This window comes from Mycoplana dimorpha (assembly GCF_003046475.1).
Classification (GTDB): domain Bacteria; phylum Pseudomonadota; class Alphaproteobacteria; order Rhizobiales; family Rhizobiaceae; genus Mycoplana; species Mycoplana dimorpha.
Genome location: NZ_PZZZ01000007.1, coordinates 88513 through 113260 on the forward strand (window position 1 = coordinate 88513; position 24748 = coordinate 113260).

General features: G+C 65.9%; 24 protein-coding genes. 14 read left to right on the forward strand and 10 right to left on the reverse strand.

Annotation, left to right across the window (positions count from 1 at the left end; all coding sequences use genetic code 11):
• Window positions 1-54 precede the first annotated feature (54 nt).
• Both C7449_RS16735 and C7449_RS16740 read left to right on the forward strand, forming a co-directional pair.
• The gene (locus C7449_RS16735; protein ID WP_108004043.1) at window positions 55-291 is read left to right on the forward strand and encodes a hypothetical protein; all 237 of its coding nucleotides are present in this window, start codon (window positions 55-57) and stop codon (window positions 289-291) included.
• 191 nt (window positions 292-482) lie between these two features.
• Complete coding sequence (locus C7449_RS16740) at window positions 483-686, forward strand: DUF1059 domain-containing protein (RefSeq protein ID WP_108004044.1); 204 nt, start codon at window positions 483-485, stop codon at window positions 684-686.
• A 101-nt stretch (window positions 687-787) separates the two neighbouring features.
• Here C7449_RS16740 and C7449_RS16745 read toward each other — a convergent pair whose 3' ends face one another.
• The 3 genes from C7449_RS16745 to C7449_RS16755 are packed head-to-tail and all read right to left on the reverse strand — an operon-like array spanning window position 788 to window position 3287.
• Window positions 788-2038, reverse strand: coding sequence for a CCA tRNA nucleotidyltransferase (locus C7449_RS16745; protein ID WP_108004045.1), 1251 nt, complete (start codon window positions 2036-2038; stop codon window positions 788-790).
• Complete coding sequence (locus C7449_RS16750; protein WP_108004046.1) at window positions 2035-2667, reverse strand: CoA pyrophosphatase; 633 nt, start codon at window positions 2665-2667, stop codon at window positions 2035-2037. The genes C7449_RS16745 and C7449_RS16750 overlap by 4 nt, the downstream gene beginning before the upstream one ends.
• A complete protein-coding gene (locus tag C7449_RS16755) occupies window positions 2664-3287 on the reverse strand; it encodes a DUF1285 domain-containing protein (protein WP_108004047.1) in 624 nt (207 codons plus the stop codon). Before C7449_RS16755 ends, C7449_RS16750 begins: the two co-directional genes overlap by 4 nt.
• Before the next feature lie 148 nt (window positions 3288-3435).
• Here C7449_RS16755 and C7449_RS16760 point away from each other — a divergent pair, with 148 nt between their 5' ends.
• The 5 genes from C7449_RS16760 to C7449_RS16780 all read left to right on the forward strand — a co-directional run bounded on the left by C7449_RS16760 (window position 3436) and on the right by C7449_RS16780 (window position 11214).
• Window positions 3436-4449 carry an AAA family ATPase gene (locus tag C7449_RS16760; protein WP_108004048.1) on the forward strand — a complete coding sequence of 338 codons (1014 nt, stop codon included), beginning with the start codon at window positions 3436-3438 and terminating at the stop codon, window positions 4447-4449.
• Between the two features lie 14 nt (window positions 4450-4463).
• Window positions 4464-5387, forward strand: coding sequence for a DUF58 domain-containing protein (locus tag C7449_RS16765; protein ID WP_108004049.1), 924 nt, complete (start codon window positions 4464-4466; stop codon window positions 5385-5387).
• Window positions 5384-8200: a DUF4159 domain-containing protein gene (locus C7449_RS16770; RefSeq protein WP_108004050.1), complete on the forward strand. Its 2817-nt coding sequence runs from the start codon at window positions 5384-5386 to the stop codon at window positions 8198-8200. The genes C7449_RS16765 and C7449_RS16770 overlap by 4 nt, the downstream gene beginning before the upstream one ends.
• Window position 8201: 1 nt before the next feature.
• On the forward strand, window positions 8202-10271 hold the full coding sequence (locus C7449_RS16775; RefSeq protein ID WP_108004051.1) for a hypothetical protein: 2070 nt from the start codon (window positions 8202-8204) through the stop codon (window positions 10269-10271).
• A gap of 142 nt (window positions 10272-10413) precedes the next feature.
• Window positions 10414-11214, forward strand: a complete 801-nt coding sequence (locus C7449_RS16780) for a class I SAM-dependent methyltransferase (RefSeq protein ID WP_108004052.1) — start codon at window positions 10414-10416, stop codon at window positions 11212-11214.
• Window positions 11215-11282: 68 nt separating this feature from the next.
• Here C7449_RS16780 and C7449_RS16785 read toward each other — a convergent pair whose 3' ends face one another.
• Window positions 11283-11831 carry a GNAT family N-acetyltransferase gene (locus C7449_RS16785; RefSeq protein ID WP_108004053.1) on the reverse strand — a complete coding sequence of 183 codons (549 nt, stop codon included), beginning with the start codon at window positions 11829-11831 and terminating at the stop codon, window positions 11283-11285.
• 254 nt (window positions 11832-12085) lie between these two features.
• Here C7449_RS16785 and C7449_RS16790 point away from each other — a divergent pair, with 254 nt between their 5' ends.
• Window positions 12086-13072: a glutathione S-transferase family protein gene (locus C7449_RS16790; protein WP_108004054.1), complete on the forward strand. Its 987-nt coding sequence runs from the start codon at window positions 12086-12088 to the stop codon at window positions 13070-13072.
• A 43-nt stretch (window positions 13073-13115) separates the two neighbouring features.
• Here the strand turns inward: C7449_RS16790 and C7449_RS16795 are convergent, their stop codons facing one another.
• Complete coding sequence (locus tag C7449_RS16795; protein ID WP_108004055.1) at window positions 13116-13607, reverse strand: NUDIX domain-containing protein; 492 nt, start codon at window positions 13605-13607, stop codon at window positions 13116-13118.
• A gap of 178 nt (window positions 13608-13785) precedes the next feature.
• Here C7449_RS16795 and C7449_RS16800 point away from each other — a divergent pair, with 178 nt between their 5' ends.
• The 4 genes from C7449_RS16800 to C7449_RS16815 all read left to right on the forward strand — a co-directional run bounded on the left by C7449_RS16800 (window position 13786) and on the right by C7449_RS16815 (window position 16973).
• On the forward strand, window positions 13786-14700 hold the full coding sequence (locus tag C7449_RS16800) for a metallophosphoesterase family protein (protein WP_108004056.1): 915 nt from the start codon (window positions 13786-13788) through the stop codon (window positions 14698-14700).
• A gap of 111 nt (window positions 14701-14811) precedes the next feature.
• Window positions 14812-15414, forward strand: coding sequence for a tetratricopeptide repeat protein (locus C7449_RS16805; RefSeq protein WP_108004057.1), 603 nt, complete (start codon window positions 14812-14814; stop codon window positions 15412-15414).
• 194 nt (window positions 15415-15608) lie between these two features.
• The gene (locus tag C7449_RS16810; RefSeq protein WP_108004058.1) at window positions 15609-16127 is read left to right on the forward strand and encodes an RNA polymerase sigma factor; all 519 of its coding nucleotides are present in this window, start codon (window positions 15609-15611) and stop codon (window positions 16125-16127) included.
• Window positions 16128-16130: 3 nt separating this feature from the next.
• A complete protein-coding gene (locus tag C7449_RS16815) occupies window positions 16131-16973 on the forward strand; it encodes an anti-sigma factor family protein (RefSeq protein ID WP_108004059.1) in 843 nt (280 codons plus the stop codon).
• Window positions 16974-17125: 152 nt separating this feature from the next.
• On the opposite strand, the gene leuA is transcribed toward C7449_RS16815, so the two are convergent.
• Window positions 17126-18835, reverse strand: coding sequence for a 2-isopropylmalate synthase (leuA, locus tag C7449_RS16820; protein ID WP_108004060.1), 1710 nt, complete (start codon window positions 18833-18835; stop codon window positions 17126-17128).
• Window positions 18836-19256: 421 nt separating this feature from the next.
• Between leuA and C7449_RS16830 the strand changes: the two genes are divergently transcribed.
• Window positions 19257-19457, forward strand: coding sequence for a hypothetical protein (locus tag C7449_RS16830; RefSeq protein ID WP_108004062.1), 201 nt, complete (start codon window positions 19257-19259; stop codon window positions 19455-19457).
• A 198-nt stretch (window positions 19458-19655) separates the two neighbouring features.
• Here C7449_RS16830 and C7449_RS16835 read toward each other — a convergent pair whose 3' ends face one another.
• The gene (locus tag C7449_RS16835; protein ID WP_170115919.1) at window positions 19656-20237 is read right to left on the reverse strand and encodes an ATP-dependent Clp protease proteolytic subunit; all 582 of its coding nucleotides are present in this window, start codon (window positions 20235-20237) and stop codon (window positions 19656-19658) included.
• Window positions 20238-20531: 294 nt separating this feature from the next.
• On the opposite strand from C7449_RS16835, the gene C7449_RS16840 reads away from it, so the two are divergent.
• Entirely contained in the window at window positions 20532-20888 is a 357-nt protein-coding gene (locus C7449_RS16840) for an SPW repeat protein (protein ID WP_108004064.1), read from the forward strand.
• Window positions 20889-21009: 121 nt separating this feature from the next.
• Here the strand turns inward: C7449_RS16840 and queF are convergent, their stop codons facing one another.
• From queF to C7449_RS16855, 3 genes are all read right to left on the reverse strand, one after another.
• Window positions 21010-21474 carry a preQ(1) synthase gene (gene queF / locus C7449_RS16845; RefSeq protein ID WP_108004065.1) on the reverse strand — a complete coding sequence of 155 codons (465 nt, stop codon included), beginning with the start codon at window positions 21472-21474 and terminating at the stop codon, window positions 21010-21012.
• The gene (locus C7449_RS16850) at window positions 21471-22388 is read right to left on the reverse strand and encodes a cation diffusion facilitator family transporter (RefSeq protein WP_108004066.1); all 918 of its coding nucleotides are present in this window, start codon (window positions 22386-22388) and stop codon (window positions 21471-21473) included. The genes queF and C7449_RS16850 overlap by 4 nt, the downstream gene beginning before the upstream one ends.
• A gap of 151 nt (window positions 22389-22539) precedes the next feature.
• Window positions 22540-24729: an anthranilate synthase gene (locus C7449_RS16855; RefSeq protein ID WP_108004067.1), complete on the reverse strand. Its 2190-nt coding sequence runs from the start codon at window positions 24727-24729 to the stop codon at window positions 22540-22542.
• Window positions 24730-24748: the final 19 nt, after the last annotated feature.

Below are 24748 nucleotides of genomic sequence, written 5' to 3' on the forward strand. Positions count from 1 at the left end.
TCAGCCATTTTCATGATACCATCCTCCCGCCTGTTTCCAGGGGAGGAAGCCGCTATGACGAATACGACTGCCGGCGCGCCGGGTGACGCCGAAAATAGCCTTCACAACGTGGAATTCCTCAACCGCATCGCCGAAAGAATGCGCGTCGAAAGCGGCAGCGATCTGCCGCGCGACTATTTCCTGCAACAGGTACGCCGCCGGCTCGCCACCACCGGATCCCCCTATCCGTCGAAGGATGAAAAGTACCAGTCATCCGCCTGCTTCGACGCCTGGGCAAAACCTAACGGCTAGCCCACCCGCCGAAAATCGGGCTGGATTTTCACAACATCTCATGCCCAAGCTTGACGTCGTTGCGGCAGATCATCTGACGGGTGCGTCCCACTTGCAGGCGGAACGCCGGGTGCGCAGGGATTTCGGCCCAGCGCTCCCGTTCATCGGGATTGTGTGAGACTCATCCAAGACATAATTGAAGGAGGCATGCGATGCGACTTTTCGAATGCGGAACACTTGTCCCCGGATGCGAGTGGCACACACGTGCCGACAGCGATGCCGAAGTCGTTCGACGGGTCGTCGAGCATATGCGCGACACCCATGGCGAGACCGTGGTGCGCGAAAACATGATCGAGAACATCAAGGCCCGCATCGTCGACGAGCCGCGGATGGAGAACGCGGAAAACGTCACCTAGAAATTTGACTCTCAGTCCACGAGAAAACCGTCGAGAACACCGGGAGTAGCCAGTACGGCACGCCCGCCGGTCCGCATCGGTGCGTCTTTCTTCGGCATTACCTATGTGAGCGCCGCGAGCCGACCGAGAAGCGTCTGCCGGTCGAGATTGAAGTTGCTGTCGACCCATGCCGCCTCGAGCGTGGCGAGGATTTGGCCGACCTTTGGGCCGGCGGGGATGCCGGCGGCGATCACATCGCCGCCGGCAATCGGGAAATCAGGCTTCTGCCAGCTCTCGGCACGCGCCAGCAGGCGATGGCACAGCGCGCTGCGGGCCATGGATGGCGGATCGGTTTCCGCCTTGGCGCGGGCCGCCGACAATGCCAGCTTCAGCCGCGCTATCAACCCTTGAGGACCGTGGCGATAGAGCATCCTGTCTAAGGCCGTCTCGCCTATCGTTTCGGGAATTTCCGGCGCCGCCGCCCATTCGGAGAGACAGGCCGCCTCGGCGCGCGACAGCTTCAGCCGTGACGACAGGCCGGCCAGCCGCTCGGCATCCGGCGGCACGATCGCGGCCAGCCGCAGCAGCGGATCGGGCGCCCAGCCGAAGGCGGTCTCGGCGGCGACAAGCCCCGGAATGGCGTCGATCCCCCATTTTTCCGTCTCGGGAAGGATTTGCGTCAGCACGCCGGATTGGCGCATCCACAGCAGCGCCCGGAACGGATCGGGCGCCGAGAGCAGCTTCTTCGTCTCCGACCAGACGCGCTCGGCCGAAAGGGCTGCGAGCTTGCCCTTGGCACGCGCGCAAGCCCGCAGGCCGTCCGCATCCGGCCGGCCGCTGCCGTAGAAGGCGAAGAAACGGAAGAAGCGCAGGATGCGCAGATGATCCTCGGCGATCCGGCGATCGGCATCGCCGATGAAACGCACGGTGCGCGTCTCGATGTCGGCAAGGCCGCCGACGAGATCGACCACCTCGCCGTTCGCCGTGGCGTAGAGCGCGTTAATGGTGAGATCGCGCCGTTCGGCGTCCTCCTGCCAGTCGGTGCCGAAGGCGACCTGCGCCCGGCGGCCGTCCGTCTCCAGGTCACGCCGCAGCGTCGTCACCTCGAACGGTGTCCGGTCCGTGACGAGCGTCACCGTGCCGTGGTCGATGCCGGTCGGAACGGCCTTGATCCCGGCCGCCTTGGCGCGCCCGATAACCTCGTCGGGCACCAGCGTCGTTGCGATGTCGACGTCACCGGCCGGCATCCCCATCAGGCTGTTGCGAACCGCGCCGCCGGCGACCCTCGCCTCGCCGCCATCGGCATTGAGCAGCGCGAGCACGCGCTGCAGCGCCGGGTTCCTGAACCAGTCCTGCCCCGCCACCGACGTCATGCGTAAAGCCTCTCGTAGATCACCCGGACGATGCCGGCGGTGATGCCCCAGATGTCCCGCCCCTGATAGGGCATCCGATAGTAGTGCCGCTCGGTGCCGAGCCAGACGCCGCTTCCCGTCTCATGGTTGGCGGGGTTCATCAGGAACGACAGCGGCACCTCGAACACCGATTCCACTTCATCCGGATTGAGGGTCAGCGAGAAGCCGGGCTGAACGACGGCGAGAACCGGCGTGATGCGGAAGCCGGACAGAGCCATGTAGTCCGGCAGCCGGCCGACCGGCTCGACGAGGCGGCGGTCGAGCCCGATCTCCTCCTCGGCCTCGCGCGCCGCCGCCGCCTCCATGTCGCGGTCGGCCTCGTCTACCGCCCCACCGGGAAAGGCCACCTGCCCGGAATGCTTGCGCAGCGTCGCGTTCCGCTGGGTGAAGATCAGGCGCGCGTCGTCGCCCTCGTCGATCGCAGCGACCAGGACGGCGGCGTCCTTCAGCTTCATGCCCTCGACATGGGGAATGGTCGAAGGATTGAGCTTGGCGTCGCCGTTCTCGCGCCAGCTGTCGGGATGCACCGTCAGCGCCTGCGCAGCGGCGCGGCGGCGGAACTCAGCCGCGCTGTAGAGGGAGTGGGTCATCTCGACAGCGCTTCCAGTTCGGCCGCCGGCATGATCGGGAAGACGACGCCGCCGGAGCGCACTGCAAACATTGCGGCACCGTCGATCACGACGGTCTCGCCGAGCGCGACGATGTCGTACATCACGGCGCGCGAGACCAGCGCTTCGAGCCGACCCCGAATGTGAAGATACGGCTTCAACTCGTTGTTTTCCCCGTGAATGACGAAGCGCAAGGGATGCTCGCTTCCGGCCTCCACGACGTCGCCGACATTGGTGCGGAAGGTGAGCCTTTGCGCCTCGCCCTCCCCTTGCGCATCCATCTCGACCGCCACGAAGGGGGCGTCGACGACACGGATGCCGACCTTTTCCACAGGTGTGACGAGATAGGTCTTTCCGTCCTCGTCGCGGCGAAGCACGGTGGAGAAGAGGCGCACCAGCGGGGCGCGGCCGATCGGGGTGCCCAGGTAGAACCAGGTTCCGTCGGCGCGGATCTCCATGTCGATGTCGCCGCAGTCCGGCGGATTCCACTTCTCAACCGGAGGCAGGCCGCGGGTCTGATCGCCCGTGTCGGCGGCCGCACGGGCGATCAGGGCTGCCAATCCCGCCGCGTCATCCGTCGCCTGAATTTCGCCCTTCGCCATTGTTCCGACCCGGTTCGCCGCTATCTCGTTACGATGTCACGAGATAGTCATTTCGTGGCGGCTTGTCAGCCTGTAAGGTCAACATTCGGCTGGCATGCGCGCTAGGCGCGCGTCGGCCGCAATCAGAACCTGGCATCTGGAGACGATCATGGGCGTTGTCAAATCCCCCGAAACAGGCCTGGACGAAAAGGCCGTGATCGCCGCCGCCGAGCGGGCGCTCGCCGACATCGCGCTGGTGCGGAAGGAAGTGGGCAAGGTGATCTTCGGCCAGGAAAGCGTGGTCGAGCAGACGATGCTTGCCATTCTCTCCGGCGGCCACGCGCTGCTCGTCGGCGTGCCGGGGCTGGCCAAGACGAAGCTCGTCGCGACGCTCGGCACCGTGCTCGGCCTGGAGTCCAGCCGCGTCCAGTTCACGCCGGACCTGATGCCCTCCGATATCCTCGGCTCGGAAGTGATGGACCAGGACGAAAACGGCAAGCGCTCCTTCCGCTTCGTGCCGGGTCCGATCTTCACGCAGCTGCTGATGGCCGACGAGATCAACCGCGCCTCGCCGCGCACCCAGTCGGCCCTGCTGCAGGCGATGCAGGAATACCATGTCACGGTCGCCGGCCGCGCCAACGACCTGCCGCGGCCCTTCCACGTTCTCGCGACGCAGAACCCGCTTGAACAGGAGGGAACCTATCCCCTCCCCGAGGCGCAGCTCGACCGCTTCCTGCTGCAGGTGGATGTGAACTATCCGGACCTAGCCGCCGAGCGGAGGATCCTGCTCGAGACGACCGGTGTCACCGAAGCGCATGCCGGCCAGGCCATCACGGCCGGACGCCTGCAGGAAATCCAGACGCTGATCCGGCAGATACCGATCGGCGAGACGGTGCTCGACGCGATCCTCGCGCTCGTGCGCTCCGCCCGCCCCGGCAACGGCAATTCCACGACCGATAAGCAGGTGGCCTGGGGCCCCGGCCCGCGTGCGGGCCAGGCGCTGATGCTCTGCGCCCGGGCGCGCGCGCTCTACGAGGGCCGGCTCGCCCCGTCGGTCGACGACGTGCTGGCGCTGGCCGAGCCGGTGCTGCAGCACCGCATGGCATTGACCTTCTCCGCCCGCGCCGAAGGCATTTCGGTGCGCGACGTGGTCGCCTCGCTCGTGAGCCAGGCTCGCGGCTGACGGGAGGGCGCCCCATGGCCGCCATCGGCGAGATCGTCCGACGCACACCGACACCCGAAGTGCTTTCGCGGGCACAGGCGCGCGCAGCGCTGATGCCAGACTGCCTGGTGGAGGCGCGTCGCCTCGCCAACACGGTGATCGCCGGCTGGCACGGGCGGCGCAAGCGCGGCATCGGCGAGAACTTCTGGCAGTTCCGGCCCTATGTGACCGGCGAGAGCCTGTCGCGGATCGATTGGCGACGCTCCGCGCGCGACGACCACACCTATGTCCGCGACCGCGAATGGGAGGCGGCGCACACGATCTGGCTCTGGGCCGATCTGTCGCCGTCGATGATGTACAAGTCCGCGCTCGGAACGGTGTCGAAGGAGAGCCGCGCGCTGGTAATCCTGCTGGCACTCGCCGAAATCCTGGCACGCTCGGGCGAGCGGATTGGCTGCCCCGGCGTGATGGAACCGGTCGCCGCCCGCAATGCGGCCGAACGGCTCGCCACCGCCCTTTCCCACAGCACGCTTGCCGACGACGGGCTGCCGCGGACCGAGATGATCCGCGGATCGAGCGACATCGTGTTGATCGGCGATTTCCTTGATCCGCCCGATGCGGTCATGGAGCGGCTTGGGCCGCTGGCAAGACGCGGCCTGCGCGGTCACGTCGTCGAGGTCGCCGATCCCGCGGAGGAACTCTTCCCCTATGCCGGCCGCACCGAGTTCACCGATCCGGAATCCGGCCAGAAACTGACGGCCGGCCGGGCCGAGACGCTGAAGGATGATTATTCCCGCGCCTATCAGGCGCGCCGCGCCACGCTCGCCGATGGCCTGCGCCATCTCGGCTGGAGCTTCGTCGCCCATCGCACCGATCGCCTCGCCTCCGAGGCGCTGGTCGCCGTGCACATGTATCTTTCCGGCCTGCCGGCGCTAAGGGCCGCGGAGGCGCATCGATGAGCGCCCTCGCCTTCGCTTCGCCCGCGGTGCTCGCCGCGCTCGTCCTGCTGCCGGCGATCTGGTGGCTGCTGCGGCTGACCCCGCCGCGGCCGGTGGTCGAGGTCTTCCCGCCATTCCGTATCCTTGCCTCGATCCTGAAGCGCGAGGAAACCCCGGCCCGCAGCCCATGGTGGCTGACGCTGCTGCGCATGCTGATGGCCGCCGCCATCATCCTCGCGATCGCCGATCCCGTCCTCAATCCGCGGGCCAACACGCTTTCCGCCTCCGGTCCGCTCGTGCTGGTGATCGACAACAGCTGGGCTGCGGCCGCGGACTGGCAGCGGCGTGTCGACACTGCAACCGCGCTGATCGACGATGCGGCAGTGCGCGACGTGCCGATCTCTCTGGTCTTCACAGCCGAACGTCACAACGATGCCGTACCGATCGACGCGGCCACCGCCCGCACCAGGCTGGCGGCGAGCCAGGCCCGACCCCTGCCGGCCGACCGCGCGGGCGCCGTGGCGGCGCTGAAAACGGCGCTGGCCGGCACCGCCCCGGGCACGCTGGCCTTTCTGTCCGACGGCATCGCCGCCGGCGAGCGCGACGACACGCTCGCGGCGCTGCAGGGCTTGCAGCCTGCCGAGCTGCGCCTGATCGAAGGCGACGGCCGGGGCGCGGTGGCGCTCACCGATGCCAACAACGAGGCCGAAGCGATGACGGTGACCGCAAGTCGGCTTTCTGCGAGCGGGGCCCGCACGCTGGCGCTCACCGCCCACGACTCCCGCGGCCGGCCGATCGGCAACGGCACACTCGCCTTCAGGGCCGGCGAGACGACGGCGGCCGGCAGCATCGCCGCCCCCTTCGAGCTGCGCAACGATTTTGCCCAGGTCACCGTCGACGGCCTTGCGACGGCAGGCGCCACCCATCTGCTCGACGACGGTTTCCGCCGCAGGCGGGTCGCCTTCCTGAGCGGCGAGACGCACGACCCCAGCCAGCCGCTGCTGTCGCCGCTGCACTACATTGAAAAGGCGCTCGCCCCCTATTCCGAGCTCGTCAGGCCCGGCGTCGCCGACCTGGCCACGGCTATCCCCGAGCTTCTGGAGCAGCGGCCCTCGGTGCTGATCATGGCCGACATCGGCCGCCTCCCGGAGGAGACATACGCTCCGGTCAAGAAATGGCTCGAGGCCGGTGGCATGCTGATCCGCTTCGCCGGACCCCGGCTCGCGGCGGCCCCTGCAGACGATCCGCTGGTGCCGGTAATGCTGCGCAAGGGCGAGCGTGCGCTGGACGGCGCGCTGTCCTGGTCCGAGCCGCAGCCGCTCGCCGACTATCCGCCGGCCAGTCCCTTTGCCGGTATGCGCCGCCCCGAAGGCGTGCTCGTGAAGCGTCAGGTGCTGGCCGAACCGACGCCGGACCTGCCGGAGCGGACCTGGGCCAGCCTTGCCGACGGCACGCCGCTGGTGACGACCGGCAAGGTCGGCGCCGGCCGCATCGTCCTGTTCCACGTCAGCGCCGAGACCAGTTGGTCCAACCTGCCGCTCTCCGGCGATTTCGTCGAGATGCTGCGCCGGAGCGTGCAGCTTTCTCGCGGCGGCGGCGTAGCTGCGAGCGGCGACGCGAAGGGCCAGCGCCTGCCGCCGTACCGGCTGCTGACCGCGGTCGGCACCCTGTCCGCCGACACCGGCGAAGCCAAGCCGCTCGATCCGGCGGCGGCCGACAGGGGCCCGGCCACGGCGGACAATCCGCCCGGGCTTTACGGCTCTCAGGAGGGCTTCGTCGCCCACAACCTCTTCCCGCCGAAGCAGGTCCTAGCGCCCCTTCCGACCGCTGCAGACCTCGCGCTCGTCCACGAGAACCTCGTCGATCAGGTGGCGAAGTCGTTGAAGCCCGCGCTTCTCCTGATCGCAACGCTGCTGCTCATCGCCGATTGCCTGATCGTCCTGTTCATGAATGGCGCTTTCGCGCGCAGGCTCGCCCGGCCTCCGGCACGCGGTGCGGCAGCGACTTTCGCGGTAGTCACCCTGTCGGTCGGACTGCTCGCCCTCTCGTCAGGGTCGGCGCTCGCCGACGATTCAAAGCCCGGCGACGACAAGCTGCTGGCCCGGCTGGACACGACCCACCTCGCCTATGTCGTCACCGGCGAGAGCGATGTGGACCATATCTCCGAGCGGGGGCTTGTCGGCCTCACCGAATTCCTCACCTACCGGACCACGCTGGAGCCCGGCGAGCCGGTCGGCGTCGACATCGCGACCGACGAACTCGCCGTCTTTCCGCTGCTCTACTGGCCGGTGAGCGCCAGCGCGGCAATGCCGAGCCCGGCCGCGATCAGCCGCATCGACGCCTACATGCGCAACGGCGGCACCGTGCTTTTCGATACGCGCGATCAGTTCTCGGCGCTCGACAACAGTGTGGCGGCAAGCCCAAACACGCAGCGCCTGCGCGACATTCTCGCCAACCTGGACATACCGCCGCTGGAACCGGTGCCCCCGGATCACGTGCTGACGAAATCCTTCTACCTGCTTGCGAATTTCCCCGGACGCTACACCGGCAGCCCGCTATGGGTGCAGGCCGATTTTGACGAGAAGGCCGATCCGAACCGGCCCGCGCGCGCCGGCGACGGCGTGAGCCCGATCATGATCACCGGCAACGACTTCGCCGGTGCCTGGGCGATCGACGACAGCGGCGCGCCGCTTCTGCCGACCGTTCCGCCCGATGAGATGCAGCGCGAGCATGCGTTCCGCTCCGGCGTGAACATCATGATGTACATGCTGACCGGCAACTACAAGGCCGACCAGGTGCACGTGCCGGCACTGCTCGAAAGACTGGGACAGTGACATGAGCATCGCATTCTCGCCGCTTCTTCCCTGGTACGCCATCGCTGCGCTGGCCGCGGCCGCTCTTGCACTTTCTGCCTTCGGCCTGTGGCGGGGCGTACGGGGAGCAGCGCTGCGCGCTGCGGCTCTCGCGCTGCTGGTTCTTGCCCTCGCCAATCCGGTCGTCATGCGCGAGGAGCGCGAGCCGCTGCCGACGGTCGTCGCCGTCGTCGTCGACCGCAGCCAGAGCCAGCAGAACGCCGACCGGACGGCGATGACGGACAAGGCGCTGGCCGAGTTGAAGGATCGGCTTGCCCGCTATCCCCGCATCGAGCCGCGCATCGTCGAGGCCGGGAACGATCCCGAATCCGATACGCCCTCCACCCGCCTCTTCGACGCGCTCACGGCAGCACTCGCCGACGTGCCGCCCGCCCGCGTCGGCGGCGCCATCCTTTTGACCGACGGGCAGGTGCACGACATCCCCGATCCCGCCGCCTTCTCCAGCTTCAACGCGCCGGTCCACGCGCTGATCACCGGTCGGCCCGACGAGTTCGACCGCCGCATCGAGGTCTTGAGCGCACCGCGCTTCGGCATCGTCGGCGAACAGCAGGAACTGAAGTTCCGAGTCGTCGACGACGGCAGGTCGCCGGGTACGGCGGCGCACGTGACGATCCGTCTGAACGGCAACGAGATCGCCTCGGAAACGGCCACGCCAGGCGCCGAGATCCCCTTCCGCTTCACCGTGCCCCGCGGCGGCAGCAACGTGCTGGAATTCGCGGTCGACCCGGTCCCGGGCGAGATCACCACCGTCAACAACCGCGCCGTCCACCTGATCGATGGCATCCGCGAGAACCTGCGCGTACTGCTGGTCTCCGGTGAACCGCACGCCGGCGAGCGCGCCTGGCGCAATCTCCTGAAATCGGACACCGCGATCGATCTCGTCCACTTCACCATCCTGCGGCCGCCGGAAAAGCAGGACGGCACGCCGATCAACGAACTCTCCCTGATCGCCTTCCCGACGCGCGAACTCTTCGTCGACAAGATCAAGGAATTCGACCTGATCATCTTCGACCGCTACCAGCACCGCGGCGTGCTGCCGATCCTCTATTACGACAACATCGCCCAATATGTGGAAAACGGCGGGGCGCTGCTGATCGCAGCCGGCCCGGAGCATGCCGGCCCCGATTCCATCGCCTATACGCCGCTGTCGGTCGTGCTTCCGGCAACCCCGACCGGCGTGGTGAACGAGAAGGCCTTCTACCCGCGGCTGTCGGCGGAGGGCAAGAAGCACCCCGTGACGCGCGGACTGGAAGGCGCGCTCGATGAACCGCCGCACTGGGGCCGCTGGTTCCGCACCGTCGACGTCGCCCCGCCGCAGGGCAACGTCGTGATGGAAGGCGCGGACGGCAAGCCGCTGCTGGTCCTGAGCCGCCACGGCAAGGGCCGCGTCGCCATGCTTCTGTCGGACCAGGGCTGGCTTTGGGCGCGCGGCTTCGAGGGCGGCGGCCCGCATGTCTCGCTCTATCGCCGCACCGCCCACTGGCTGATGCAGGAGCCGGCGCTCGAGGAAGAGGCCCTGACCGCACGCGCCTTCGGGCGCACGCTACAGATCAACCGGCAGACGATCAAGGATGCGCCGGGCCCGGCGATGATGAAGCTGCCCTCGGGCAAGACGATCCCCGTCGAATTGAAGCCGGACGAGCCGGGGCTCTACCGCGCCGAGGTCAAGACGACGGAAACGGGCCTGTTCGAGATCGAGAATGACGGGCTTACGGCGCTCGTGCATGTCGGCGCGGTCGATGCGCCGGAGTTCAAGGCGACGATTTCGACCACGGAGAAACTTCAGCCGCTGGCGGAGGCGACGAAGGGCGTGGTGCGCCGGCTCGCGGATGCCGGCGGCAGTCTCGACGTGCCGCCGCTTCTGCCGGTTTCAGGCTCGGTGCGCGCGGCCGATCCGCAGCGCCTGTCCTTGCGCATGACAAACGAAACCGTGCTTAAGGGCGTCGACAACCTGCCGCTGTTTGCCGGCTTCGCCGGCGTCGGTCTGCTGCTCCTGGCGCTGTCGGCAACCTGGTATCGGGAAGGCCGATAGGCTCCCCCCTACCACCGGCGCGACTTGAGACTTGGGCCGTGGCGCGGCACCGACAAACGCTGCCCGCTTCGTCCGTTCGATCCTGCGACCTTGGCAAGAACGCCACCTCGGCTTACAATCCCAGGAACGTGTGGAGGCAGCGATGACATCATCCTTCAACGTCCACGACGCGACCGGCTATGAACAGATCATGGGCCGCTGGAGCCGAAGGCTGGCCCCGCCATTCATCGACTTCGCCGGCCTTGCCGCCGGCGAAAGGATTCTGGAGGTCGGGTGCGGCACCGGCAGCCTGACCCTGGCGCTCGCCAGCAACCCAACCCTCGGCAAGATCGTCGCAATCGATTATTCGCCGGTCTTCGTCGAGGCGACGGCGCGGCGCAACACCGATCCGCGCATCGAGGTGCAACAGGCTGATGCCTGCGCCCTGCCCTTCCAGGGCGGCTCGTTCGATCGCGCCCTGGCGCTTCTCGTGCTGCACTTCGTCCCGGAAGCGGAAAAGGCGATTGCCGAGATGCGGCGCGTCGTGCGGCCGGGCGGCGTGGTGGCGGCAGCCGTGTGGGATCATCTCGGGGGCATGCCCGGCATGCGCATGATGGTCGACACCGTGGCGGCCCTTAGCGAAGCCGGACGCCGGCTGCGCGCTCGCTATTGCTTCCAGCCGATGATGCAGCCGGGCGAAATGAAAAAGGCATTCGTGGCGCAGGGCCTGTCGGACGTCGCGGAGACCCAATTGATGATCCGCATGGATTACCGCGACTTCGACGACTACTGGACGCCGATCGCCGCGGGCGAAGGGCCGCTCGGGGCGTATATGGCGGCACTCGAGGCAAGCGAACGCGAACGCACCGAGGCCGCGGTGCGCGACGCCTACGAGGCCGGTCGGCCGGATGGTCCAAGATCCTTTGCGAACGTCGCCTGGGCCTGCCGCGGCATCGTGTCCTGAAATTGGCATTCCGCCCTCGCCTCTGGCACCGAAATCGCAGTCCTTTCGGCCGCACCAATCCTACGCGATCAGCCCGCTGCGGCGCGTTTTCCCGGCGCGGCGGCAACCGCCTCGTCGCTTGGCCGCCAGTGGATCGAACCCTTGAGCCGCTCATGCGTATCGACAGCGATCGGCACGACCAGAACCCGGTTCGGGTCGACCGGACCCGGGAAGGTCAGGGCGTTATAGGCAACCTTCTCGAAGCCGAGCGGGCCATAGTAGGGCGGGTCGCCGACGAGGATCACGGCTTCCGAGCCCTTCTCCCTTGCCGCCGCCACGGCAATTCGCACCAGTTCCCGTCCAATACCGCGGTTCTTGTGGGAGGGTCTCACGGCTAGTGGACCGAGCAGGTGCCCGTTCAACGAACCGGCCGTCACCGGCGTCATCCGCACCGAGGCGATCGTCTCGCCGCCGTCGGCACAGATGAAGGAAAGCGAGCGGTCGTGCGGGCCCTGCTCGCGGATGCGGGCAGCGGCGCGGACGTGCCGTCCGGGGCCGAACGCTTCTTCGTTGATGTGTTCGATGGCAGCGTCGTGGGACGCATCTTCGTTCAGGTAGACAAGGTCGTGCTTGTGCATGGGAACAGGAACCGAGTGCGAGACAATAGGAGATGACTGCGCCTCAAGTGAGGCGTCGAGAGCATCAGCATCGTCGCGGGTTTCCTGCAAAGAGAATCATTCGAACCGAAATCCTGAACAAACTTGCAAGGCGGATAGCAGAAAAACCGCGCCTGTCAAAGCCGAAAACGGACTGTTCAGAAAATGACTCCTGTTCGGCCACGTTCGTTGATCCTATCTGAACGGTAGACGAGATCAGAACGAAGGAGTTCGGCATGGGAAAGCTTGTGGACGGCGTCTGGCATGATGTCTGGTACGACACCGCAGCCACCAAGGGTCACTTCAAGCGGGCGGCCTCGCAGTTTCGCAACTGGATCACACCCGACGGCGCACCCGGCCCCTCCGGCGAGGGCGGCTTCAAGGCTGAGGCCGACCGCTACCATCTCTACGTTTCGCTCGCCTGTCCGTGGGCCCACCGCACCCTGATCTTCCGCAAGCTGAAGAAGCTGGAGGACCTGATCTCGGTATCGATCGTCGATCCTGTGATGCTGTCGAAGGGCTGGGAGTTCAAGACCGAAAACGGCGGCACCGTCGATCACCTGTTCGGCGCCGAAACGCTCTGGCAGATCTACGTCAAGGCCGATCCGCACTATTCCGGCCGCGTCACCGTTCCCGTGCTCTGGGACAAGAAGCAGAACCGGATGGTCTCCAACGAATCCGCCGAGATCATCCGCATGTTCAATTCCGCCTTTGACCAGATCACCGGTTCGTGCGACGACTACTATCCCTTGCGCCTGCGCGCCGAGATCGACGCCCTGAACGACCACATCTACGACACCGTGAACAACGGGGTCTACAAGGCGGGTTTCGCGACGACGCAGGACGCCTATGAGGAAAACGTCCTCCGCCTGTTCAAGGCGCTGGACGAGTTGGAGGAGCGCCTGTCGCAGCGGCGCTACCTGACCGGCGACCGGATCACCGAGGCCGACTGGCGGCTGTTCACGACGCTGGTGCGCTTCGATGCGGTCTATGTCGGCCATTTCAAGTGCAACATCCGCCGCATTGGCGACTATCCGGCGCTCTCCGGCTATCTGCGCGACCTCTACCAGGTCCCCGGCATCGCCGAGACAGTCGACTTCCACCACATCAAGCAGCACTATTATCGAAGCCACCCGACGATCAACCCGACCGGCATTGTCCCGGTCGGGCCGGCACTCGACCTCTCGGCGCCGCATGGGCGCGAGCGGCTTCGGGCTGCCTGATGCAGATCGCGTAACACGGATTACACGCTTTCGGCAGCATGCCTCACCAGAACTCCGCCGGCTGCGCGCGGCCGGCGATTTCGTCGAGCCGGCGCAGCGTCGCCGGCGTCACGTCTGGCGGCAGGCGATCAAGGGCGAAGAAACCGGCTTCGCGAATTTCCCAGTCCGGCTGCTTCGGTGCGCTTTGCCGAACCCCCTCGCAGACATAGAAGAGCACGTGGTCGCGCTTGCTGGTTCGCCTGTTGAGATAGACGTGGAACAGTCGCGGCGCCTCGCCGGCGAGCAGGTTGCCCTCCTCCCGCATTTCCTTTGAGAGCGCTTGAAGAGCGGTTTCGTGCCGCTCGATGCCGCCGCCCGGCAGGTGCCAGCCCGGAACATAGCTGTGCCGCACCAGGAAGACGCGTCCTTCGGCATCGAAACAGGCCGCCCGGACCCCGAGCGTCATGCCCCGCGCCCAGGCGGCATAGGCGTGAACCATGCGGAGGAAGAGGCGGGCCAGGAGGCTGCGCATCTCCGGCGGCCGGTCGCTGTTCATGTTATTCCTCGTCGATGTCGGTCAGCCCTAGGCATCGCCCCAAGAGCGGGCCATAGCAAGACGCGGGCCCGAACACGTGTTGCTTGTCCACTCGCAAAAGAGACGAATACCCGGTCCCAGCCGATGATTCCGGACCGGCCCCATTTCCCTGACGCCGCCACTTGGTCTATGCAGGGCCATGTTCCGTCTCGCCCACATCTCCGACGTCCATCTCGGCCCCCTGCCCGCGCTGTCGCTGGTGGAACTGGCATCCAAGCGGATCACCGGATTTGTCAATTGGCACAGCAACCGCCGCCGGCACATGTTCGCGAACGCGCTCGACCTCCTGATGGGCGCCGTCGAGCGCAACGATCCGGACCATCTGGCCATTACCGGCGATCTCGTCAATCTCGCCACCAGGATCGAGATCGACTCCGTCGCCTGCTGGCTGCCTCGAACCGGAACGCCCGAAAACGTCTCGGTGGTGCCCGGCAATCACGACGCCTATGTGCCGGGGGCCTATGAGCGATCGACGAAGGCCTGGTATCCCTACATGCGCGGCGACAACGCGCCGGCTGAGTGGACCTCCGATCGCCGGATCTTTCCCTATTTGCGCGTGCGCGACAACGTCGCCCTCATCGGCTGCTCGACAGCAGTCGCCACACCGCCGTTTGCGGCGAGCGGATATTTCGGGCCGCGCCAGGCACGCGACACGGTCAACCTGCTGCGGGCCGCCGGCGAGGCGGGGCTTTTCCGGGTCGTGATGATCCACCATCCGCCGATCCATGGCGCCACCTCCCTGCACAAGCGGATGATCGGCATCACCCGCTTCGCCGCGACGATCTTCGCCGGCGGCGCCGAACTGGTGCTGCACGGCCACACCCACCTCAACACCGTCCACTGGCTGCGCAGTCCCGCCGGTCCCGTGCCGGTCGTCGGCATCGCCTCTGCCTCGCAGGGGCCGGGAGGGCACAAGCCGCCGGCGGCCTTCAACATCTTCGAAATTTCCGGCGCGCCGGGCCGCTGGAACGTGATGCGCGAACGCTATGCGCTCGACGCGCAGTGCGCGGATGTCGTGCTGGCGGAAACCACCCGCTTCTATGCCGGGGAATAAAGCGCCCGCAGGCTGCGTCTAACCGCATGACGCGCTTCGGGGCCACTGCGCCACCGTCGCGAGCCGTCAACCGTGCCCTGCGACCGTTCGAAAAACCGGAAGGAATCGAAGATGCCCAGTCAGTTCCTCACCCGCATCACCTGTGTCGCCGCCCTGGCGACCGCACTTGCGCCCGCCGGCATCGCCTTCGCCGCCGACACCGGCGGCGGCTCGCCCCCGGCCGCCACGCCGACGACGACGACCTGCACGAACGGCAAGATTTGGAGTGCCGAGCGCAAGATGTGCCTGACGCCTGATCAGATCAAGGCGAACAGCAAGAACAAGAACGGCACGCAGAAAAAGAGCGAGCTCAAGCCGGACGACATCCTCTACGAGGCCGCCCGCGAATTCGCCTATGCGGGCCAGTACGGCAGCGCGCTGGACGCCCTGGAGGCGGCGGAGAACCAGAACGACCCGCGCATCCTCAACTACTACGGCTTCACCTATCGCAAGCTCGGCGATGTCCCGCGTGCCATGACCTACTACCGCGAGGCAATCGCCCAGGACGCGAACTACATTCTCGCCCGCTCATACATGGGCCAGGCCCTGATCGACCAGGGCGATATCCAGGCCGCCCGCGTGCAGCTTGTCGAGATCCGCGACCGTGGCGGTGAGAACACCTGGGCCTACAGGTCGCTGCTGCAGTCACTCGGCGGCGAACGCCACACCTACTGATCCCTTCGCACGCCTCGTGGCGTCGCAAGGCGGGACCGCATGGTCCCGCCACCGCATTCCGTCGCAGGATTTCCCAGTTCCCGGCTCTCTGCGCGCGCATGCTTGCGGACCGGCGGCCACATGTTTCATATCAAGGCGGTTGCCTGTATGGTCGCGAATATCGGCCGGCCCTCGAACGTTCTCTTGGAAAAGCAATGCGCCCGACGGCAGAAGCGAGTGAATTCCGGCGTGAACTGGTCGGTCTCTTGCCGAAACTGCGCCGATTCGCCATGACCCTGACAAGAAACGCCAGCGATGCCGACGACCTCGTGCAGGAAGCCTGTGAGCGCGCCATCACCCGCAGCCACCTCTGGAACGGCGAAGGGCGCCTGGAAAGCTGGGTCTATGCGATGACGCGCAATCTGTGGGTCGACGAAATCCGCAAGCGCAAGGTCCGCACCGGCTCGGGCACGGTCGATTTCTCCGAGCAGGACGACCTCCACATCGAGGCGTCCGCCGACAAGGCGGTTTACGCCAAGCAACTGCACAAGCTGATCATGACGATGCCCGAGGGGCTCTCCAGCGTGTTCCTGCTGGTAAATGTGGAAGGTCACAGCTACCGCGAGGCGGCCGACGTTTTGGGAATTCCGATCGGAACGGTCATGAGCCGGCTTTCAACGGCACGCATTCGCCTTGCTGCCATGATCTCGGAACAAACGGAAAGGAGGACCTGAGCATTGGAAAGCACGCAAGGCCTTCCGCTTGAGGTGCGCCTGTCAGCCTATCTGGACGGACAGTTGCCGAATGCGGAAATCAGTGAAATCGACAGGATGCTGGCCCGCGACGAACAGGCGCGCACCCTCTTCAATCGGCTCAAGCTCGGCAGTGATCTCGGCCGCAAGGCCTTCGAGGACATGCTGCACGAGCCCGTCCCCCTCGCGCTCGTCCGCAGCATCAAGCAGGCCGCGACCGATACCGGGCACGAGCCGGGGCGCACGCCGCTTGCGCCGCCCGCTGACGAGGCCCGTTCTTACGCCGGCTGGACGCGTATCGCCGCCTCGGGCCTCATTCTGCTCGCCGTCGGCGCCGGCGCCGGATACCTGCTCGGCTCAACCCGAAAGCCGGCCGCCGAACCGCCGGTGCTCTTCGCCACGACACGCAACTGGCTTGACGAGCTTGCCGACGACCACCGCATGTATGCCCGCCAGTCCCGTCACCTGGCGGAGGTTCCGGCCGCCCGGAGCGCCGAAATCGTCGAGTGGCTGGCAGCGGCGGTGGGTGTCGAATTCTCGATCCCCGACCTGAGCGCCAACAAGTTGGATTTCGAGGGCGGCCGGCTTCTGGTCGCCGGTGGCCGGCCGACGGCACAGCTCCTCTATAAGGACGAGGACGGCGAGATCTTTTCCGTCTGCCTCCAGAAAGCCGAGCCGGTCCCGCAACGAACCGATCCGGTCGACATTATCCGCAACGATCTCGGCCTCGTATCCTGGCAGCAAGGGGCCGCTGCATTCGTCGTCATCGGGCCATCCTCCGACCCAGCCCTGGAAACGATCGCCGAGGCGGTGGGACAGGCAATCTGACGTGTCGCACTGATCGACATCCACGCTCGGTGCCTAGCGCGGCGAGACAGTGTCGACGACCGGGAAAGGCAAGCGGCGCGGGTACCAGCAATCAGCAAAAAGGCCACCCCGTCTCCGGGGTGGCCGACATTGCGTCATGCGTCTCTCACCGATCAGCGACCAGTCTCCTCCAGCACGCGGTTTGCGGCTGAGACGATCGCCTCGAGCGAGGCGGTGACGATGTTGGTGTTGATGCCGACGCCGAAGAGGCGGCCGCCGGGATGCTCGATCTCGACATAGGCGATGGCTGCCGCGTTCGAGCCCCGCTGCAGCGAATGCTCGGAGTAGTCGACCACCGACATCTCCACGCCGGTATGAAGAGACAGCGCGTGGATGAAGCCGTCGATCGGCCCGGTGCCCTGCCCCTCGATCCGCCGCGGCTCGCCGCCGTCGGTGATCTCGGCCGAAACGATGCGCACACCCTTGCGGGTCGTATCCGGATAGGTGTGGTGGTCGACGAAGCGCAGCCGCGCCTCCGGCTGGGTCACGTAGCGCTCGAGGAAGCGCTCGTAGATGCGCTTCGACGGAAGCTCGACGCCCTCCTCGTCGGTGATCCGCTGGATGTCCTCGCGGAATTCCACCTGCAGGTTGCGCGGCAGGTTGATGCCATGGTCCTGCTGCAGGATATAGGCGATGCCGCCCTTGCCTGACTGCGAGTTGATGCGGATGATGGCCTCGTAGGTGCGGCCGACGTCCTGCGGGTCGATCGGCAGGTATGGAACCTCCCAGACCGGCTTGTTGGCCGTCCTGATCGCCTTCATGCCCTTGTTGATCGCGTCCTGGTGCGAGCCGGAGAAGGCTGTGTAGACCAGTTCGCCGACGTAGGGGTGGCGTTCCGGAATGACCATCTCGTTGGAGTACTCGTAGACCGCCTTGATGCGCTCGATGTCGGAGCAGTCGAGCTTCGGGTCGACGCCTTGCGTGTACATGTTCAGCGCCAGCGTGACGACGTCGACGTTGCCGGTGCGCTCGCCATTGCCGAACAGCGTGCCCTCCACCCGGTCGGCGCCGGCCATCAAACCGAGTTCGGTCGCAGCGATCCCGGTGCCGCGGTCGTTGTGCGGATGCAGCGAGATGATCAGGTTTTCGCGATTGTCGAGATTGCGGCACATCCATTCGATCTGGTCGGCATAGATGTTCGGCGTCGCCATCTCGACGGTCGACGGCAGGTTCATGATCAGCTTGTTGTCCGCCGTCGGACGCACGATCTCGGTGACCGCGTTGCAGATCTCGAGCGCGACCTCAAGCTCCGTCCCGGTGAAGCTCTCGGGCGAATACTCGAAGCGGTAGTCGCCGCCCGCCTCTGCCGCCATGTCCATGATCATCTTGGCAGCGTCGGTGGCGATCTGCTTGATGCCGGCAACGTCCTTGCCGAAGACGACGCGGCGCTGCAGTTCGCTGGTGGAATTATAGAAGTGGATGATCGGGCGCCGGGCCCCCTCCAGCGCCTCGAAGGTGCGGGTGATCAGTTCCGGCCGGCACTGGACCAGCACCTGCAGCGAGACGTCATCGGGGACGTTGCCCTCCTCGACACACCAGCGGGCGAAGTCAAAGTCCGTCTGCGAGGCAGACGGGAAGCCGATCTCGATCTCCTTGAAGTTCATGTCGAGCAGGAGTTGGAACATACGGGCCTTGCGGTCATGGCCCATCGGGTTGACCAGCGACTGGTTGCCGTCGCGCAGGTCCACCGAGCACCAGATCGGCGGCTTCGTGATGGTCTTGCCCGGCCAGGTGCGGTCGGGAATATCGACCTGCGGGTAAGGCTGGTATTTTGCAGCCGCGTTCGGCATGCCATTTTTGGAGGTGTTCGTCTCTACGGTCATGTGCCTGTCTCTACGTCATCCCGGCCTTCGCAGGAAACCTCAATAGCGGATCGAGGCGCGCCTGGCGACGGCGAAAGCTGGCCCTGTGCGGCCCGGGAACGGAATTTGGAAATGGGTGATGCGAGGAGCACTTGTGCCGGCTGGCTGTTCGGCCGCCGGGCGCTCCTCAAAGAACCCGGCAACCGCGCGTAAGGCCGAGAAGGAGCAGGGAGGCGAAGCGGCGCGAATGCTCGCTGGCAGCCGCCTGGCTGCGCGACATCCGTCCGACAATATGGCCTCGGGTCTTCGACATGAGCCGGTTTATAGCTGCGCAGTCGACGCCGCGCAAGCCGGGCGCGAGAGGTATTTGTGCGGGATGCGTTCCAGCGGTAATGTTAAGGCGTGCCGGCCATCCAGGGCCCGTCGCGCAGAGGAATAGGCCATGAAGCATATCGTCCTGCTACTGCTTGCCACGCTTGCAGGCTGCCAGTCCACACCGATCGATCCGGTGACATTGGAGGCACGCAACTATTGCTTTGCGCGATACGGCGGACCGATGAACGACAACTACGACTACTGTGTCTATGCGCGCCAGATGGGAATGCGGCCCGTGGGACCCGCACGATTTGGCTTCTCCGACTGATAGCGTTCCCCTGCCGAGGGGCAGGCAGAGAGAAGCGGCTGCCCCGCTTCCGTCCGTTTAGACCGCGAGGCTCCTGCGCCAAGTGTCGCACCCGTCGGCGGGGGAGCGATTGGTACCGCTGCACGATTTGAAAAGGTGCTGAAGGGCCGTTCAGCAGTCTCGGGCCTCCTTTACGAAGGAGGCCCGAGACTGTCAGGTTCAGATGTCGCCCTGCGAGGAGATGATCCGCGAAACGAGCCCGTAGTCCTTGGCTTCCTGGGCCGAAAGCCAGTAGTCGCGGTCGGTGTCCTTGGCGATCCGCTCGACCGGCTGGCCGGTGGCCTCCGAAAAGATCCGGTTCAGGCGCTCGTTCATCTTGAGGATCTCGCGGGCCTGAATCTCGATGTCGGAAGCCATGCCGCGCGTTCCGCCGGACGGTTGGTGCAGCAGGAAGCGGGTGTTCGGCAGGCAGAGGCGCTGCTCCTTCGGGGCGGCGACATAGATCAGCGCGCCGGCAGAGGCGACCCAACCGGTTCCGATCATCCAGACCTTCGGCTTGATGAACTTGATCATGTCGTGGATGCTGTCGCCGGATTCGACGTGGCCGCCCGGCGAGTTCACGAAGATGCGGATGTCTTCGTCGCTGGCGGCAGCCAGCGCCACCAGCTGCGAGCAGACCTTCTGCGCCAGTTCCTGGGTGATGCCGCCATAGATGAAGATCGAGCGCGACTTGAACAGGTTCGCCTCGGTTTCCTTGCCGAGCGGCAGCTCGGTCTTCTTGTCGTCTTCTTCGTCGTTCATCGGCAACTCTCCGCCTGTCTGAAATCCCTGTCGCAGTCAGATAATGCGACTCACTGCCCAAGACAATGCAACAAAACGCCGGTCGGGGCGATAGAGGGCGCAGTCTGAAGCGCCGCCGAGCAGATGCAGGACGAGCAGCCGGTAGCGCTTGCCAGAAGCGAGTATCGGAAAATGCCGGGGACCCGGAGGCGCAAAAGTCGGTTAAGGCGATGAATCTTGAAGGAAATAAATATCAGCGTATCATGATAAACAGTTCCGTGCCTGCAGGCACGGTGGAGCCTCATGGAGGTTGCTATGATGAACTTCATGTCCGGTCGGAGAGGTCAGGACCTGGTCACTCTCGTCCTGGCAATATGCCTGTTCCTGTCGCCCTGGGTGATCGGCTTCGCCGCCGAGGCGCGGCCGAGCTGGAACGCCTGGATTGCCGCCATCGTGCTCGGCGCCTTCGCGATCATGACGCTGTCGGCCTTCGCAGAATGGGAAGAGTGGGTGAACCTGGTGGTCGGCCTGTGGCTGATCGTCTCGCCCTGGCTGCTCGGCTTCGTCACCAACACCCACGCGATGTGGACCCACGTCATCCTTGGTATCTGCACCGCCGCGCTGTCGGCCTGGGCGGTCTGGGACTACCGGCATCCGCATTCGCACGCCTGAACCTGACGCGCCGCCGCAAGGCGCGGCACCGTCGGAGACAGGAGGAACGCTTCAAGACTTGAGCGTCCCCCGGCTGGTTAAGCGACGCGGTGCTGTGGCCGCCGCGATCCAGCCTGGCGCCTCAGCCGCGCCCGCGATAGGGCGCGACCCCCTGGTCCGGCACCCAGACCCCCTCGGGCGGCGCACCGGTCTGCCAGAACACGTCGATCGGAATGCCGCCGCGCGGATACCAGTAGGCGCCGATCCTCAGCCATTTCGGCGCAAGCAGGTCCACCAGCCGTCTGCCGATGTCCAGGGTGCAGTCCTCATGAAAGGCGCCGTGGTTGCGGAAGGAGTGGAGATAGAGCTTCAGCGACTTCGACTCGACCAGCCATCCGTCCGGCACGTAGTCTATGACGATATGGGCGAAGTCGGGCTGCCCGGTCATCGGGCAAAGCGAGGTGAACTCCGGCGCGGTGAAGCGCACGACGAAATCGGCCCCCTTGTGCCCGCTCGGAACCTTCTCGAGCACCGCCTCCTCGGGGCTTTGCGGCAGGCCGACGTTGCGGCCCAGTTGCGAAAGATTGGAAACGTCGGTCTTTGTCATGGGCTTGCCCTTTGCACTTTCACCTTGATGCCGTGCGCCTTCTCCGTCTCGGGCTCGACATGGATGGCGATCCGCGCTCCCGGCTGAACCGCCTCGATCGCCGCTTCCAGCCGATCGCAGATATCATGCGCGTCGGCAACCGCCATCCGCGCCGGCACGACCAGGTGGAAATCGACGAAGGTGGCGTTTCCCGCCCTGCGCGTCTTGAGGTCGTGCACCCCGAGCGAGCCATCGGCATGGGTGGCGATCGCCTCCTTGATCGCGGCCTCTTCCTCCGGCTCGACGGCATGATCCATCAGGCCGCTGACGGAATGGGAGATGATTTTCCACCCCTGGTACAGGATGTGCAAGGCGACCAGTATCGCCATGACGGGATCGAGGATGGCGTACCCGGTGACCAGCGCCAGCAGCAAACCGACCAGCACGCCCGCCGAGGTGACGACGTCGGAAAGGATATGCTGCCCATCGGCCGTCAGCGCCGGCGAGCGGTGACGCCTTCCGACCCGGATCAGTGTCGCCGCCCAGCCGGCATTGACCAGACCGGCGACAAGGTTGATCGCCAATCCGAGCACAGGTTCTTCAAGCAGCGTCGGCGCCGACAGTTTCGGCAGTGCCTCCCGCACGATCAGGAGAGCCGCCAGCGCGATCAGCACCCCCTCGATGACCGCGGAAAAATACTCCGCCTTGTGGTGACCGAACGGATGCGTGGCGTCGGCCGGCTTCGCCGCATAGCGGATCGCCCCCCACGCGATGATCGCCGCGATCACGTTCACCGTCGATTCCAGCGCATCCGACAGCAGCGCGACCGACCCAGTCACCCACCACGCCAAGAGCTTCAGCCCCATGACGAAGAACGCCATCGGGATGCCGATAAGGGCCAGGCGGGCGACGGTTTGGTTTCCTGAGGTGCTCATTGCTCGCTCCGATGCGGATGCTAACGAATTGCAAGAACCGTGGTCCTTGAACGCAAAACCGCCCGCGCGGGTTTTCGCGCAGGCGGCTTTTCTTCGGCATCTCTATCGGTCAGTTCGCCCGGAATGTCAAAGGCGCATTTCGGGGATGAACTCAGGCCGCCTTGGTGCCGGACTTGCGCGCCAGACGCGCCACCACATTCTCGATCATCCGCATCCCGGCGTCACCACCAAGCGTCATGATCGATTCGGGGTGGAACTGCACCGCCGCCACCGGCTCCTTCGCATGCTCGATGCCCATGATCGTGCCGTCTTCGCTCTCCGCCGTAATGGTGAAGTCGGCGGGCAGCGTCGCCGGATCGGCGAAGATCGAGTGATAGCGGCCGACCGTCACCTCCTTGCCGAGGCCCGAGAAGACGATGCCGGGCTCGAGCACGCGGATGCGCGAGGGCTTGCCGTGCATCGGCACCGCCAGTTGCCGCAATTGCCCGCCATACGCCTCGGCGAGCGCCTGCAGGCCGAGGCAGACGCCGAAAATCGGCAGGTTGCGTGCCCGCGCCTTGCCAATCGTCGCCTTGCAGTCGAAGTCCTTCGGAGTGCCGGGGCCCGGCGACAGCACGACCAGGTCCGGCTTGAGCCGATCGAACAGTTCGTCTGCGACCGGCGTACGCACGGTCGTCACCGTCGCCCCGGTCTGGCGGAAGTAGTTCGCCAGCGTGTGCACGAAGCTGTCCTCGTGGTCGACGAGCAGGATGTTGACGCCGGCGCCGACGGAAGCGACGTCGCGCTGCGCCTTGGCCGCATTGCCGGCCTTTGCGTCACGGATGGCTGCAATCATGGCGGATGCCTTCAGTTCGGTTTCGGCTTCTTCTTCTTGCGGGTTGGAATCGTTGAGCAGCGTCGCCCCTGCCCTCACCTCGGCAATCCCGTCCTTGATGCGGATGGTGCGCAGCGTGAGCCCGGTGTTCATGTCGCCGTTGAAACCGACCATGCCGATCGCCCCGCCGTACCACGCCCGCGGGCTCTTCTCGTGCGCCTCGATGAAGCGCATCGCCCAGAGTTTCGGCGCGCCGGTGACCGTCACCGCCCAGGCGTGCGAGAGGAAGCCGTCGAAGGCGTCCATATCGTCGCGCAGCCGCCCCTCGATGTGATCAACCGTGTGGATCAGCCGCGAATACATCTCGATCTGGCGTCGGCCGATGACCTTGACCGAGCCCGGCTCGCAGACCCTGGACTTGTCGTTGCGGTCGACGTCCGAGCACATCGTCAGCTCCGACTCGTCCTTCTTGGAGTTGAGCAGCTTGAGGATCTGCTCCGAGTCGGCGATCGGGTCGTCGCCCCGCTTGATGGTGCCGGAGATCGGGCAGGTCTCGATGCGCCGGCCGGAGACGCGCACGAACATCTCCGGCGAGGCGCCGACCAGGTACTCCTGGTTGCCGAGATTGATGAAGAAAGAATAGGGCGACGGATTGATCGCCTTGAGGCGCCCCGAGATCTCCGAGGGCTTGCTCTCGCAGCGCTCGTAGAATTTCTGGCCCGGCACCACCTCGAACAGGTCGCCGCGCCGGAAGCTCTCCTTCGCCTTGACGACGAGCTCGGCATATTCGCCGGGCCGGTGGTCGCCTTGCGGGGGTGTGGTGTCCGTGCCGCGGAACGGCTCGGGCGCGATCGCCTCGTCCTTGCCTTGGGTCGAAAGCCCGCCCTTAGCGAAGTCGTAACGGTCGATCCAGGCCTTGGCGGCATAGTGGTCGACGACGAGGATTTCGTCGGGCAGGAACAGCACCATGTCGCGCTGGTCTTCAGGACGTTCAAGCTTCAGGTCGATCGCGTCGAACTGGAAGGCGAGATCGTAGCCGAAGGCGCCGTAGAAGCCGAGATTGGCATCTTCCGGCGAATGGAACAGGTCGGTGATGGCGCGCAGGACCGTGAACACGGTCGGAATCTTCGAGCGCTCCTCCTCGGTGAAGACCCGGTCGGGTTCGTTCACCTTCAGGTCGAGCCGGCGCGGCGAGGATGCGCCGAGCGACAGGTCGGAAACCGTTGCAAGCCGAGGCGCGATCATGGCGAGCAGCGCCTCGCCGCGCCCGTTATAGGCCTCGATCCAGACGTTGCGACCAAACGAGCTTACGGCGAGCGGCGGATCGACGATCGCGACGTCCCAGCGCGTGTAGCGGCCCGGATACTCGTAGTTGGAGGAAAAAACCGCGCCGCGCCGTTCGTCGAGCTTGTCGACGTAGCCGGAGATGGCGTTCGCGTAGTCCGCCTCCCGCCGCCTGCGCGTCACAGTGATGCCACCGCGCGTCTCGTAGCTCTCCGCGCCGTCATCCAGAAGCTTCGTCACCATTCCCCTACTCTCCTGTTCG